Genomic DNA, 15,435 nt, shown 5'->3' with positions numbered 1-15,435 from the left:
AACTCGTTGTCTGATGTTAATCAAACATCGCTACCACTCAGCTAGTATCGGAATCTTTCGATTTAGCGCCCAAAGTCTGCCTGAAAAGGCGTAATAAGGAGTTATACCAATGCCAACGCAAGTTAAGCATCCCACTGATATCACTCAATCTATTAATAGTCATGACGGCGAGTCTATCGTTCGGTTTTTGGTTGTGAAATCAAGTCCGATGAACAAGGCCGTGCAAGCACTATTCGTGACCCCATTCGCATTCCCAAACTTAAGTTTCTCCATTCTGAGTGACTTTTACGAGAGTCACTCAGAACGGACATACCCGTTGTAAAACATTAACAAGGAGCAAGAAATGGATATGAAACATACTGTAATGATCTACGCATCGCCAGAATTGATTCGTCAAGAGGGGGCTTTAACAGAAGCTGATGTCCTGTGGACGGTCGATTTTAACCGCGATCTTGATATGTTCTTCAACAAACGTAAATACAAGCATGATTTTGACCAGTTTAAAACCGGGGTAGGACGACTACGAGTAACATTCGATTACGATAATAAGCATTCAATGGAAGACAACTTAGCATTTGTCGAAGCGATAGCGGCTAAGCATATCGTGGCTAATTCAGGGCTGAATGCGTTTGGATTTACTGACGACAAAATGAGTATCCGTCGTGACCAACTACATATCGTATTTAGTCAGGCAGATGCCGCCCCTCTTATAGAGAGGAACCTTGGAGATTCTGGGTTCTTCGGACAAAAGGGTGTACTGGCCGCTAAAAGCGCACCCGCGGCGGGTTATCTTTACGGCGCAACAACGGAAGTGGCGACGGATATCGCATGGGTCAGCCCATACCTAGAGCCGAATGCTGAATTTGATATGCATGATCGGATTGTCGAAAACGATGTTCGTCTTAACGATTACGTGTATACGTCGATGGGCTATATGATCATTGACTACCGAACGGTGGAGGAGTTTATGTCCTTGCCTGTCACTTTATATGAACAAGAAGTGCTGAAAAAGGTATACACACGCCCCTTTGAAGCTGTGAAAGAGATAGTCAACAAGGCTAAGGACGTTATAGATAAAGACAACCGATACCTGGATAAAATCAAATCAAAATTTGGTGATGACGCGTTACTGATTGATAACAATGAAGATAAAGCATGGTTACCGATCATTCCATTAAAGAACGCAGAAAATGACTTTTATTTAGTTCTTGGTATGAGCAGGCATTGCAGCCCATTGCGGCTACAAGAAATGCACAGCCATGGGTATGGAAAAGACATTCCTCAGCGACTCAGCGACGAAGAGCTTCAGGAAGCAAGCCAATACAGAAAGGAAAAATACGGTCGCTAAATGAAGCAGTAACAGTAGTAGAAAAGAGCGCATTGCACAATGCCGCTCTTTTTTTAATTAATTGAACGATTCTCATCGGGTTTAATTGTCAGCTTCCATATTGTGAAAGCCGGTTTTTTCAATAGGCAGTGTGATTGTGCGGGAATGATGTCAGCAATAGCCTATTGAAACGCATCACTAAAATACAGTCTATCACTTGCTGTTTGAGTGCTTCCCCGGTGGTTATGGTTGTTCGATATCTTTTGATTAAGTGGCAAGTATGGGCTCTATTCTTACTTTAATTGTATTGCTTTTTATTTTTCGTTTGGCTTTTTCACTGATTGGGCGAGTGATTCATGAAATAATGAGCTTTAGACACCATCTCAATCAACATCTGTTGTACAAGCATGGTGTATATCCTATTAGCCAGCGTGAGTTTATGGTTTTCTGGGGCGCCCTAGATGTGTTATGGCTATTGCGCCTTATCTACCCGCACCAAATATTGGGCGAAGTGATTTCACCACTGTATGTCGTTGGTGCATTACTGTTGCTTCCGCCCATATATGCTATTTACTGGATATGTCGACGAGGTTTTTCTTGGGCAACCTTGCTGACTGCTTTATTGATGTTAATAGCGGCACCAGTCATTTTTGTTACCCAAGGTGTGTCGATTCTGCTGAATATTCTTATTGCATGGAGCACTCGTAACTACAAAGGGCAAATTAATTGGGTGCAAGTGTTTCCGTCTTAGCTGGGAAAGCATACTCGCTATCATGGCGGGAGCCAGGGAGAGATCGCGAACGCGATCACCGTGGCATTCAGTGATCAGCGCCGAACCTTCATGACGATGTTGTGTTTGAACAGCGTTGTCTCATGAATCCCAGCTTCTTAGAAAAGGTTTTAGCAGCAGGCATACCGGCAGAGGTTGAAAAATGAACACTCATGCGCTCGCCCTGCTACTCACCCCGTTTAAGGTAATGCTTGTAAGACATGGTGCCAGGTAGTGATACCAGCTTTGTGTATTCAAAGACACGGCCGTCTTTTAGCAAACCGATGGACAGTACTTGAAGTAATGGCGTTGATGGATCGATATCGAGGATCCGACGCATTGACTCGTTCGGAAGGATGGCTTCGAAATCTTGAGACGCGCCGTCGATATCAAGACCTAGTTCCTCTTCCAGGTAGCGATATTTTGAGCCTTCTAAAGACATCACATTCATTCGTGGATAGAGTGAGGCAGGCATGTAAGACTCTTCGTATACGGATGGCTTTCCGTTTAATAGCTTGAATCTTCGAATAAAATAGACTTTTTCGGTTTTCTCGACCTTTAAAAGCCGCACCAGCTCTTCGTCTGGATCAATGAGAGAGAACTCATCAATCTTGTATTCAAGCGTCGTGTTTGTACTTGAGAAGTATTCATTGGTGCTTTTCAGTGTTAGCAACGAGCCAACGACCGTTTTACCGATGATGCTTGTGCCAGCGCCTTGACGCTTTGCAACTAAGCCTAGTTCAACCAACTCATCGATAGCATTACGTATAGTCACTCGGCTAACGCCATAATGTTCGCTGAGTGCTTTTTCTGTGGGGAGGATATCACCAACCTCGAACTCGTCTGAATTGATGCGTGAGCGTAAATCTTGCATCACTTTTTTATACAGCATCTTTCACCTCTCTAGTACACCTGCCAGATAATACAAAAAAAAGACAAATTAAGCGACCCTCCGACCCTAAAACACTGGTTTGTCTGTTTATCAAGCAACGAGATCAATGTTTAGTACGTTTTTTGCCCTGTTTTTAGCTTTGTTGTATTTATTTGTATCTTATCACGATTTACTTATATTTTATTTGTATTGTTTTTGGGGCGGGTATAGGTTGTAGTTGTCAGAAGACAACAAAGCCTAAAAAAACATTACCAAGGAAGCTGCTTATGTTAAGTGCAATACAACGATTAGGCGGAGCAATGTTCACCCCTGTACTGCTATTCCCGTTTGTTGGGATACTGATTGGGTTAAGTATTGTTCTGAAAAACCCAGTGTTTGTCGGCGATCTTGCAGATAAAGAGGGCCTTTATTACCAAATACTAAAAGTCATCGAAGAAGGAGGATGGACCATCTTCCGTAACATGGCGCTGCTTTTTGCTATCGGTTTACCCATAGGTCTTGCCAAAACAGCACATGCTCGAGCAGTGATGGTTGTGCTTGTGTCCTACCTGACGTTTAACTACTTCGTTAATGCAATGGGAGGCTTTTGGGGCGAGTTTTTTGGTGTTGATTTCTCACAGGCTATCGGCGGCACATCAGGACTCACAGAAGTGGCTGGTATCAAAACGCTCGATACCGGGATTTTTGGTGCCATCATTATCTCGTCTCTGATCACCTGGATCCACAACCGCACGTTTGAAAAAACATTGCCGGCCTATTTAGGTATCTTTCAAGGTGCGTCTTTTGTCGCCATGTTGTCATTCTTCGCGATGATCCCAGCAGCTTGGCTCACTCTTTATATTTGGCCTTCCATTCAGCAGGGCATCCTTAGTCTACAAACATTCATGTTGGAGTCAGGGTCGTTTGGCGTATGGCTATACACCTTTCTCGAACGCATTTTAATCCCAACTGGCCTGCATCACTTCATCTATACGCCGTTTGTCTTCGGCAACATCGCGACACCAAATGGCATCACCGCTGATTGGTTTATGAATCTCGAGAGTTTTACTCAATCGTCAACGGCGATGAAAGATCTCTTTCCCGCAGGAGGCTTTGCCTTACACGGCAACTCGAAAGTCTTTGGTTGTGTTGGGATTGCCATGGCGATGTATGCCACTGCCAAAACCGAGAATCGTAAAAAGGTTGCTGCGCTTCTCATTCCCGCGACGCTCACGGCGATGCTGGTGGGTATCACTGAACCACTCGAATTTACGTTCCTTTTCATTGCACCTTGGTTGTTCGCCATTCATGCGCTCCTTGCTGGCACCATGGCGATGATGATGTATAGCTTCGGCGTGGTTGGAAACATGGGGGGAGGATTAATCGAGTTCGTCACAGGGAATTGGATACCGTTACTCGGCAACCACACCAGTATGGTCGTGACCCAAATTCTGATTGGTCTGGCATTCACGCTTATCTACTTCGTCACCTTTAAGTTCTTGATTGAGAAATTTGATGTGCAAATTGCGGGGCGAGGCGATGCCGATCTCAAACTTCACACTAAAGATGACTTCAATAAAAAACACGGAATTACCGGCAAAGATGGTCATGCGGTCAGCCCAATGCAAGTACAAGCGGCTGAAACCTTGGATGGCCTAGGTGGAACTGAAAACATTATTGAATTGAGTAACTGTGCAACACGTTTACGCGTAACGGTTGCCGACCCAAGTAAGGTTGCCTCTCCCGAGTTCTTTATGAATACCGGTGCGGTCAATGTGGTGACGAATGGCCAAGCTGTACAGGTCATTATTGGTCTCAACGTTCCCCAGCTTCGGGAGGAATGCGAAAAAATCGTCGCTGTGTACCGAGGTGAAAAACAAGCAAAAAGGGAAGAGGACGCAGAGGTTGCGCCAAACCCAGCCATTTAAAAATATATCTATCAAATACTTATAAACAAGCTATTTATTGGCAAATGATTCAAGCCAAATAAGAGAGGAAATGATGAAAAAAGAATTCTCAGTTGTTATCGCAGGCGGCGGCTCAACCTTCACCCCGGGTATTGTCATGATGCTACTGGAAAACCAAGATCGTTTTCCGATCCGTAAACTGAAATTCTACGACAACTTTGCATCTCGGCAGGAAACCGTGGCTGAAGCATGCAAGATCTTACTACAAGAGCGAGCGCCTCAAATCGAGTTCTCTTATACCACCGACCCAGAAGAAGCCTTTACGGATGTTGATTTTTGCATGGCGCATATTCGCGCTGGTCTTTACGCCATGCGAGAGCAAGATGAAAAAATCCCGCTTCGTCATGGCTGTGTGGGCCAAGAAACGTGTGGCCCAGGTGGTATGGCTTACGGTTTACGCTCCATTCCTGCTGTGATTGAGCTTATCGACTACATGGAAAAGTACTCACCAAATGCATGGATGCTGAACTACTCCAACCCGGCAGCAATTGTTGCTGAGGCTTGTCGAGTGCTACGGCCGGATTCAAAAGTGCTCAATATCTGTGACATGCCGATTGGGATAGAGACCCGTATCGCTGAAATCTTGGGGTATGAAGACCGTAAACAGTTTGATGTGATGTACTACGGCCTGAACCACTTTGGATGGTGGAAAGAGTTTAAAGATGCCAAAACCGGCGAAGATCTCATGCCTCGGATTAAAGCGTATGTGAAAGAACATGGTTACTTGCCACCTAGCGCGATGAACGGTGCTCAGCATACCGACGAATCATGGAAGGATACGTTTATCAAAGTGCGTGACGTGTATGCGCTGGACCCAGAAACGATCCCAAACACATATCTTAAATACTATCTGTATCCTGACTATGTTGTGGAACACTCCGATAAGGTTTACACGCGGGCCAATGAGGTGATGGATGGGCGCGAGAAAGAAGTCTTCACCGAATGCCATCGCATTATCGCAGCAGGGACAGCAAAGGACACCACCATCGAGGTTGAGGAACACGCATCGTACATCGTTGATTTAGCGACCGCGATAGCCTTTAACACCAAGGAAAGAATGCTACTTATCGTCCCTAACAACGGGGCTATTAGTAACTTTGATCCAACAGCGATGGTTGAAATCCCTTGTATTGTCGATAATACAGGCGCAAAACCAATGCAAATCGGTGAAATCCCTGAATTCCAAAAAGGCATGATGAATCAACAGGTATCAGTTGAAAAGCTTGTTGTTCAAGCTCACGTTGAGGGCTCTTACCAACGGCTATGGCAAGCGTTTACCTTGTCAGCCACAATTCCAAGCGCTTCAAAAGCCAAAGAAATTTTGGACGAAATGCTAGAAGTGAACAAAGAGTATTGGGTAGAACTCGGTTGATAAATACGTTCTAGGCTAGTTAGAGCTAACCAAGGGAGCCAATCATCCGGCTCCCTTTTTCGTTCTAAGCACCACGGCTGGTTATTAATAAGCCAGATACGGCATCAATTCATCCATATTGCCCACCACAATCTGCTGCCCTTGGGGGTTGTATTTTTGCATGTGTATATCGATGTTATACGCAATTAAAAGGTAGTGAACGAGAGAGGCATTAGTGGGGATTCTCAGGGTACCGTTGACCATGCCGTAATCTTTTTCTATCACCGCTTTTTGCTTATCGCTAAGACGCGTGTCCGGGGTCAGTTCGATAACTGCGTTCGTATTCCAAAGCGTATCCTCTTGTTTGCCGTGGGCAGCATTATCATTGATGTCTGGGATGCCATGGATGCGACTCAATACAAAATCACGATAGTCTCTTGCATACTCACAATAGGCGCGAACATGCCAGCGTAACGGGGTACAAACCAGCGTATGAGGCGAAATAATCCTTTCGACGAATTCACCATTTTTTAAAGATGTGTAGCAAATATCGACACGTTTTTTATCCCGAATGGCTTGAACGAGAGGCCGCAATACTTCAGGAGCAATATTACGTGTTACTGGACGGATCATGGCTGTATGTTCAAACCCCATGTCAAGGTCACCAAATGTTACGGTGATATCTTCACGGCGGGAAAGGATGTGAAGATACTCGTCGGCATGACCGGAAGTCAACTTGGGAGTAAAGCTCTCATTGGGTTTATAACCCTTTAAATGCTTATCGTAAACAAGGTTACCCGGTGCGATATCGGCTAGATAGGAATTAATATCTTTGGACGCTTGTTGTCGCCCGATACCAAAACTTTGTATCAAGTGATTGGTGGTTAACCTTCCCTCCCAGAGTGCAACGATCTCAATCATCCGGTATCGCAAGAGTAAATCCCACCGGATCGGCCATTTCTTCATTACTTAACTCCTGTCTAGTTACTCGACATGTTTATGTATTCAGTATTTACCTGTCTTTACTGACGACATAGTATTTTTTGGACATTTTTTCGTCAACTGAGCAGGCTGCTGGCAGGGTTGAAATAATATCGGAGCTAAGATAATGAGTGCATTGTTTGAAACTTACCTCGAAATGGCAGGACCCGAAACCTGTCAGTCAAAAGACGGCTTTTTGGCAATCATCGATGCCCAGACCGGCTTAGGGAAGACCTATCAAGCCACCGAGCTTCAGCTAGCGCACCTTATTGCGGATTCGAAGCTAACACTCATTTATGCGACCAACTTAAGAGTTAACGTGAAAGAAGCGTATGACGCGTTACTTGAGCGCGTTGACGATAAGGCGGCATTAAGTGATAAACAAAAACTAGAACTGAAACGCAACATCATTTGGATCCCATCTCAAGATATCGCCATTGCCGGGTTATCAGAGCAGGATTGGGCAACGATATTCGAGCAGCTCGACGTACAACAACGAAAAGCGATCAAAACGATACGCGATAAAGTCACTCTATTAGAACAGGCAAAAAACAGCAGTAACACGTCGATATTTGATGAGGACCTGAGAGCTCAACACAGCAAAATCTTCTCTATGCTCAAGACATATTTGCAAGGTAAAGCGTGCAAAGATGTCGAATTGAATGATGTTCTTGATCGAATATTCCCGGCACGAAGGATTGACCAGGAAAAAACACAGGTACTCTTTTTAACCACATCTAAGTTGCTCTACCCTTGGCATAGCCTTAATAAAAGCTACAGAGTTAGCGATTTTCTTGATAACTCACTATTGATCCTGGATGAGTTTGACCGCCAGCAAAGTGAATTTCTAAACCACCTAATCAATACCGTCACTGATTATGACATTATCGACTTAACCCGAAAAATTTACGCGAGTTTTGACAGCTTCAAAATTCACGGCTCGCCAGAATTTAGGTATGTCGATCAGTGTTTTAATCGTTTCCGGAATGCACTCGCTGATCATAAAGATAAATGGCATATCAACTACCGACCGTTCATTACCACTGCAACGATTCAAAAGGGAAGCGAAAACCAAAACCGAGTATTCACACTCCTTTCAGACCGGATGTCTATTCATACCATTAACTTTGAGCACGAAGCGTTAAAGTCCCAAATTAATCATGAGTTAGGCAGTCATGAGATTGGTTCGGAAGGTAGTGAAAGCGCAATACAATTCGTTAACAATAGTGCCCGGCTTGTTCGGAGCTTTTGCAATGGCATGCTCAGTGCCATTCTTCAGCTGAAAAAGAACTTGGCGAAATTAGAAGACTCAAGAACTTACACCACAGAAAATCTGGTGGAGAAAATCCTCAACCACCTTGGGCTGGTGGATCTGACGCCAAATATTATGTCGTTAATTGCGGCCAGGTTAAGCTTTAAAGTGCAAAATGAGCACCGCGCATATAGCTTTCACGACAGCGGCTACGAAATTGCTAATATTGCCAAATACAGCGACACCGACAATACCGCCAAGGCGTCTACATTTGATTTGGCATTAACATCGACAGGCTTACTCGCTCATTGGGTGCTAGCTGGGGCAAAAGTCCTCGGTGTTAGTGCAACGGCTACCAGCCGTACGGCAATTCATAATTTTGATCTCGACTATCTCAGTGAAGTGCTTTCTGACCGTTTGGTACGTCTCAATTCCGCCCAGAAAGCGGCGATACAAGCAGAGTACTATGCAAAACGTAGATATACAGAAAACCAGATTCTGATTAGTGTTAAGGGCATTTCCGAGCGTGTGGATTGGGGCGGTGTAGAATCGCTTTATCAAGAATTCAAAGGAACAAAGCTGCATCCAACACTACTTGAGAATGAACTGTGTAAGCTTTTAAGCACGGACACTCACGGCTTACCGTACTCTATTAAGAGAGCCAATAAGCTAGTCGACTCAATCCGTCAGTTCTCTTTGCATCCAAGCAACCGATACCATTTTTGTATGATCAACAAAAGCTATAGGAATCATGAGTTCATGGATTTCATGAAGCGGGTGGGTGAAAAGTATAATGTGACTATTTTTGAGAATATTAATGCCGCTTCATTCAGAAATGACCAATTCCAAGCGATCTTAAAACGATTGGAGACCACAACTCAAAAAGTCGTCGTGATCACTAACTACCAGGCGACGGGGGCGGGATTATCGCCCTCATACACGATGAGAGATGATCATACATTAACTTACGTAGGCCCTGAAGGCATTAAGCCATTCCAGCATAAAACAGATATTGACTCTATTTATCTTGAGCAACCGACGACCTTGATTGGTTGTTTAATTAGCGACGACTTGGCGGTGGATGAGCGCGATTTAGCCATCAAAAAGAGTATTCACGATACCCTTATGCTTCATGAAAAGGGCATTATGGTCGCCAACGAAGCTAAATCGAAGCTCAAATCTCTCATTGCTGCGCGCGTGAATAATTCCGCCGTTAGATCTCTGATCTCAAGTTATAAAAAGAGCGAAGATTATCGATATGCTGTTTATCGTTTTATCGAACAAGCGCTGGGCCGTATGTGTCGTACCGAGTGGAAGCAAAATCAAATCACCATTATGTATGACGCAGTTGCTGATTTTGTGGAAACCCTGGCAAAAGACAATCGCAATCTCTCTTTCCTTTCTCACGAATACCAAGCATTGGTGACGGAGATTAAGCTGCACTATCAAGCCAAAGAGCACGAAAAGCAGCAAATGTCCTATCACCCCCGGGCCTCAAGAAACTATGCCCATATACAAAGGCTTGTGACCAGCGTTTATGAACACCAGAATGAAAATTCGATTGGCCAGTACGAAAGGTTGCGTCAGTGGATGCTGACAAAACCGACCATGCTGTCCTCGCCAACGGGAGAGGAAGTTCGTTACTACATCGATGTTCAGAGCTCAGTAGGTCAGTATCAATATCAAATTGATCATTCTGAAGAGAAAGGCATCACTGAAATTTTTATTAATCCAGCGGATGAATCTGGGTTACGCGAAGTATCGGAAGCGGCTGCTCGGCTTCCTTTACTGATGAAAAACTCATTGGTGTCGGCGCATTTCGACGCCAATGGTTTTGCTACCACCTTTGGCAAGGCTCAGTTTGTATTAGCGCCAGCAATGTTTGATCTCTACATGGGAGCACTTGGCGAAGAAGCGGTAAGTGCGATCCTGATGGCATTTGGTTATCCATTGCATGCCATGCCAAGTGGATGCGTAGAGTGGTTCGATGGCTACATAGCACTCGGCAACCGAATTTTGTTGGTTGATGTTAAGCATTGGGACTTAGAGCTGGGATGTTTGGTTCACGACAACACTCTAGATAAATGCCAGGTCAAGCTGCAGCAAATTAGGAAAAACCCACCCGACGAGTTTGTAAATAAGCATCTGCAAGCTTTGTATATCAATACTATATGGAGTGGTGCAGGCGGGATCAATTCGCGCCAATACGAGAGTGAGGATAAACCATTTGTTGAGCATGTTATTCCAAATATAGCGGACGTGATTGAAATTCCTGGGATCATTGACCGAGAGTCGGGTGCGAACAATGTTCCTCCCATGAATCAACTACTCGAATTATTAAATCAGTTTGCGGAGTGAAGCCGATGAGTCGAAGTTTAACCACACTGATTAACCTAACCTTTGATTTTGATGCGTTGAATCAAAAGTACGTAATCTACAAAGCCTCATTGGATAAGAGGACCGGAAATGCTGGTTATGCGCATCAACTGAGTCTTGTTGAACGAGTGGCGAAGCCCAAAGCGCTCATTAAACACTCAGGTTACTACTGGATACTTCGCGATCAACACGATAAAACCAAGCCAGAATCGGCCGATATTGGCTTTGAGCGTGTGGCGTTTGAAGACTGTGCACCACTATTGTTAGGGCGCCTGTTTATACGAGCCCTTGGGAAAGTGGCGTCGAGTGAGTTTTTTTCAGGGCTTGGGGAAACATTTCTCTTTGTAGAGCCGGAGAAGTTTTTTGAGCATACCGTGTACAAATGCATCAAGTTTGATCTTAAAGAAAGTGTGCGTTTTAACGCGTTATTCATCTCCATGGATGGAACCACATTCTCGCCAATAGAAACGGCGCACAAGCGCGCAAACACCATTGAAAAACTACCTAAGTTTGAATTTGACATGGAAAGTGGGCTTTTGCGACGCAATCCGAAAGGAAATCTGATTGTTCACAGCCCAGGAAAAGGCAAATTTACCACAAATGCCATCGATATATCTGGTAAAGAGCTGATATCACTGCAAAAAACAAAAACGGGGGCTCTTTATCACTTTGTTGAACTGATGAATCATCATTTCTCTGGCTGCTTGTCGATGCAGCTAAAGTCTATTGAGGCAACTTGGCGCAAGCATTATAAAAAGTGTAATGTCGAAAACGTGTATCAGCGCATTTATCAAGTGATTGATAATCGTGGTGGTTTACAAGTGGTAAATGCATCATTGAAAGAGGAAGGATTTGAGAGACTTAAACAGCAGCGATGGCCGGTAAAGATTGAATTTTTGGATTCTGAAGCGAGCATTGATGCGAGCAAACCTTTACTCGTGGTTTTAGACAGCCCCGAAGACTACGACAAAGCAGGGCGATCTGATCCCAAAGCAAGTTTCTATTCCGAACATAGAGTGACGCAAAGTATCTACAACTCCACAATTACTTCGGTACGAAACAAAACGAAAGGTAATGCACTGAACCCGATCATTGATGCGCTAGTCAAAGAAATGGCTATTAAGCAAGAGTGCTTAGCGCAGCAGTTCTTCATTCAAGAATTGCAAGGGGTCTATTGGTTTGTAGAGAGAGAAGATCCCCCATACGGCAATAAGGATCCAATCTTTCATATCTTAAAATGTCGCAACGGATGTTTTCAGTATGAACAACAAGATGCGTTTTACTTTGATGATCTTGGTATCGAACTGCCTGAAAAAAAACGTTATTTTGAAACGCTCAGTTATGTGATCGACATGGCACAGCAATCTCCTCGTATCTGCACCATCGTGCATGAGGAAATTGCGGCGATTCCAGATGCTGCACGGCTTTTTGAAGTATTGGAACATCTAAAAAGAAGCAATCAACAGGGCATAAGTCGTGCGTTTATTGAACGCTTTCTTACTGATGGTGCCTATGGGCAAGATCCCGTTTACGACAAGCTAGTATCAATGCTAAACACGCACCCTTTGCAGGAAGAGTTTGACAAACAAGATCTTAAAATTGCCCAGATTGGATACCGATCAACCGCAGAAAAAGCATTGATTGACGGTTACTTTGAGCAAACAGGCATCATGCTCAATTATTCGATAAAAGGTGAGCACAACGAATACCTAGAAGCTTTAACCGGACACTTCTATGACGCTGACCATTCTGCTTATTTTGTGGGCATTGAAAAAGGAGGGTTCAAGTTTCACCGAGGCCAGTTCAACCACTTGAGATATCTCGAAGGCCCAGAAGACTTAAAACAAATTTGTTTAACACTGACTCAAAGCTATTTTATCCGTAATAAGTTAGCGACAGTAAAACCTTTCCCTTTCAAGTATTTGTCGGAGTGTAAAGATAGATTCAAGTACAGTAATATGCAAAGCAAGAGAGGCAGCCAATGAGTAAAATAGACACACTGACCATTCATGGTTTTAAGTCTATTTGCCAGCTTGAAAAGTTGCGGCTGAATGATCTTAACGTTCTTATCGGCGCCAATGGCGTCGGTAAGAGTAACTTTGTGAGCTACTTCCGTATGTTGCATGAATTGGTTGAGGGTCGACTGCAAGTATGGGCGAGTAAACAAGGTGGCGCCGATCGGGTGGTGAGTTATGGCGTCAAAGAGACCGCCAGCCTGAAAACCGACATTTGTTTTAGTGATAACGGTTACCTTGCTGATTTAGCGCCTACAGCAGACGATGCGTTTACCTTCAGTCGAGAGCAGCTTTATTTTGCTGGCCCCTATCATGAGGTCACTCAACCAGATTTAGGTTCAGGGCATAAAGAATCTAACCTGAAAGCTGAGATGGATAGCGGCAGATCGGCAAAAGTCGCTTCGTTTTTTTATTCAGCTATTTCTGTTTGGAAAGTCTTTCATTTTCACGATACCAGTGAAAGGGCGGCAGTAAAGCGAGTGGGCGCGGTGCATGATAATGCATCTCTTCGAAGTGATGCTTCAAACCTTGCCGCCTATCTGTATAAGCTGCAGCGCGATAACCAAGACATCTATAAGCAAATTTGCAAAACGGTTCGCTTAGCGGTGCCGTTTTTTGATGATTTTGTGTTGAAGCCAACCCAGCTGGCATCAGGTGAAGAGCAGATCCGACTGCTGTGGTCGCAATGTGATAGTGATTACCCATTGTGGCCGAGTCAGCTTTCAGACGGCTCGATCCGCTTTATTTGTTTAGTGACGGCCTTGCTTCAGCCGAATCAGCCATCAACCATCTTGATTGATGAACCTGAGCTTGGCTTGCATCCCTACGCGATTATGTTGCTTGGCGCATTACTGCGTAGTGCATCAAAACGGATGCAAGTCATTGTTTCTACGCAATCAGTGCCGTTGCTGAATGAGTTTGAACTGAGTGATCTTATTGTAGTGGAGCGCGAAGAAGGCGCATCCACATTTAAACGTTTGGATGCAGAAAAATTTGCGAGCTGGCTGGATAATTACTCAGTGGGAGAGCTTTGGGAGAAAAATATCATCGGTGGGAGACCATCTAAATGACACTCGTTCATGTAATCTGTGAAGGGCAAACAGAAGAGAGCTTTGTACGTGAGCTACTGGTGGCGCCATTCGCTCATCGGGGCATTTATCTCATGCCTGCTTTAATTGGTAGACCGGGTCATAAAGGGGACAACTTTAAATTTGAACGCCTGAGTGCTGATGTTAAAAAACGATTGCTTGCTAATAAGAGCTGTTATTGCACCACCTTTTTCGACTTTTATGATCTGCCTGAAAGTTCCTACGCTGATCGAGCGTCTCAAAGACGTTACACCATCAGGTTTGGCTTTTGAAGCACGGCATTTTTACTGATTGCTATCGATACCCCTTGGTTAGAAAAGACCAGAAGCTATCCATCACTAGTGTCGGTATCAACGTGCTCTCGCAATGGTCTGCACTCCCGTAAACGGTAAAATATCATGGCGCGAACTAGGCAAAAGTCACCGTTCAATAGTCACATTCTTGCCTAAAAAAACACTACAATGTCTTTTGTCTCGCATTTTTTATGATAAAATTTTACCTAATAAAATTAATCAGGTAAGAGCCTACTCCGTGTTCAATCCGGATAATGATAACCCAATACAGCTCGCTCAATTGTCACAAGCAGCCAGAGATAGGATCGCACACATCGATTTTACCCTAATGTTTAAAGGGGAAGCGGTGCGAGCCGATTTAGTCGATCGCTTTAATATTGCGGCGACACAAGCCACCAAAGACTTCAACCTATACCGGGAGCTCGCACCTAATAACATCACGTATGATGCAAAGCAGCGGCTCCACAAACGTGGAACGCGTTTTACCCCTTTGTTTGACTACGATGCGGTACGAACGCTGGCAACCATCAGCCAGGGCTACGGAGATGGCTTCACTGGCAAGGTAAAACCGCCGTTGGCTTGTGAAGCGCCTTATCACCTCAATAAGCCGAGTCTATCGATAGTGGCGAAGGTCACCGAGGCCATCCACAAAGGCAAAGCCTTGCGTATTACCTATGTGTCGTTATCGAGCGGTGAAACAACGCGTGACATTGTGCCGCATACGCTTGTAGACAATGGCCTGCGTTGGCACGTTCGTGGTTTTGACCGCAAGCATGGTGAATTTCGTGGCTTTGTACTGACCCGAATTAAAGTAGCGGTTGTGCTTGAAGACTCTACGTTATCTGAGGCTGAACTTGAAACCCAGGATCGGCAATGGAATCGCTTTGTAGAGCTTGAGTTAGTGCCGCATCCTGGTATTGAGCACAGCGAAGCGATTGAACTGGATTATGGCATGACAGATAGCGTTCTAAAGGTTGAGATTAGGGCTGCAACTGCGGGGTATTTGCTCAGACAATGGAACGTGGATTGTTCCTTGGATAGTTCTCTTTCAGGAGGAGAGTACCAGCTTTGGCTAAGAAATAAACAAGCGTTGTATGGTGTCGAGAACTTAAATCTAGCGGCAGGACATTTGTAGGGTAATGAAA

General features: G+C 44.5%; 11 protein-coding genes. 9 read left to right on the top strand and 2 right to left on the bottom strand.

Annotated features, from left to right (window positions below; all coding sequences use genetic code 11):
- The first annotated feature begins 343 nt into the window (after positions 1–343).
- Together BZG80_RS11620 and BZG80_RS11615 are read left to right on the top strand one after the other, a co-directional pair.
- Entirely contained in the window at positions 344–1,348 is a 1,005-nt protein-coding gene (locus BZG80_RS11620; RefSeq protein WP_077679399.1) for a hypothetical protein, read from the top strand.
- Positions 1,349–1,691: 343 nt separating this feature from the next.
- Positions 1,692–2,078 (top strand): hypothetical protein, encoded by a 387-nt coding sequence (locus tag BZG80_RS11615; protein ID WP_131827558.1) that lies wholly within the window; start codon positions 1,692–1,694, stop codon positions 2,076–2,078.
- Between the two features lie 205 nt (positions 2,079–2,283).
- On the opposite strand, the gene BZG80_RS11610 is transcribed toward BZG80_RS11615, so the two are convergent.
- The gene (locus BZG80_RS11610; RefSeq protein WP_077670158.1) at positions 2,284–2,988 is read right to left on the bottom strand and encodes a GntR family transcriptional regulator; all 705 of its coding nucleotides are present in this window, start codon (positions 2,986–2,988) and stop codon (positions 2,284–2,286) included.
- 266 nt (positions 2,989–3,254) lie between these two features.
- On the opposite strand from BZG80_RS11610, the gene BZG80_RS11605 reads away from it, so the two are divergent.
- Positions 3,255–4,895 carry an alpha-glucoside-specific PTS transporter subunit IIBC gene (locus BZG80_RS11605; RefSeq protein ID WP_077679397.1) on the top strand — a complete coding sequence of 547 codons (1,641 nt, stop codon included), beginning with the start codon at positions 3,255–3,257 and terminating at the stop codon, positions 4,893–4,895.
- Positions 4,896–4,965: 70 nt separating this feature from the next.
- The gene (locus BZG80_RS11600; protein ID WP_206744530.1) at positions 4,966–6,306 is read left to right on the top strand and encodes a 6-phospho-alpha-glucosidase; all 1,341 of its coding nucleotides are present in this window, start codon (positions 4,966–4,968) and stop codon (positions 6,304–6,306) included.
- Positions 6,307–6,390: 84 nt separating this feature from the next.
- On the opposite strand, the gene BZG80_RS11595 is transcribed toward BZG80_RS11600, so the two are convergent.
- Positions 6,391–7,251, bottom strand: a complete 861-nt coding sequence (locus BZG80_RS11595) for a helix-turn-helix transcriptional regulator (RefSeq protein WP_077679396.1) — start codon at positions 7,249–7,251, stop codon at positions 6,391–6,393.
- Positions 7,252–7,393: 142 nt separating this feature from the next.
- Between BZG80_RS11595 and BZG80_RS11590 the strand changes: the two genes are divergently transcribed.
- The 5 genes from BZG80_RS11590 (at position 7,394) to BZG80_RS11570 (ending at position 15,425) form a co-directional block, all read left to right on the top strand.
- Positions 7,394–10,876, top strand: a complete 3,483-nt coding sequence (locus BZG80_RS11590) for a hypothetical protein (RefSeq protein ID WP_077679395.1) — start codon at positions 7,394–7,396, stop codon at positions 10,874–10,876.
- A 5-nt stretch (positions 10,877–10,881) separates the two neighbouring features.
- Positions 10,882–12,879, top strand: coding sequence for a hypothetical protein (locus BZG80_RS11585; protein ID WP_077679394.1), 1,998 nt, complete (start codon positions 10,882–10,884; stop codon positions 12,877–12,879).
- Positions 12,876–13,979 carry an AAA family ATPase gene (locus tag BZG80_RS11580; protein WP_077679393.1) on the top strand — a complete coding sequence of 368 codons (1,104 nt, stop codon included), beginning with the start codon at positions 12,876–12,878 and terminating at the stop codon, positions 13,977–13,979. The genes BZG80_RS11585 and BZG80_RS11580 overlap by 4 nt, the downstream gene beginning before the upstream one ends.
- Positions 13,976–14,269, top strand: a complete 294-nt coding sequence (locus BZG80_RS11575) for a DUF4276 family protein (RefSeq protein WP_241833902.1) — start codon at positions 13,976–13,978, stop codon at positions 14,267–14,269. The genes BZG80_RS11580 and BZG80_RS11575 overlap by 4 nt, the downstream gene beginning before the upstream one ends.
- Positions 14,270–14,528: 259 nt before the next feature.
- Positions 14,529–15,425 carry a WYL domain-containing protein gene (locus BZG80_RS11570; protein WP_241833901.1) on the top strand — a complete coding sequence of 299 codons (897 nt, stop codon included), beginning with the start codon at positions 14,529–14,531 and terminating at the stop codon, positions 15,423–15,425.
- The last annotated feature ends 10 nt before the right edge of the window (positions 15,426–15,435 follow it).

Source organism: Salinivibrio sp. MA440, assembly GCF_001996265.1.
GTDB lineage: Bacteria > Pseudomonadota > Gammaproteobacteria > Enterobacterales > Vibrionaceae > Salinivibrio > Salinivibrio costicola.
Note: the sequence above shows the minus strand (reverse complement) of the source record. Positions and strands in the feature narration are given on the sequence as shown.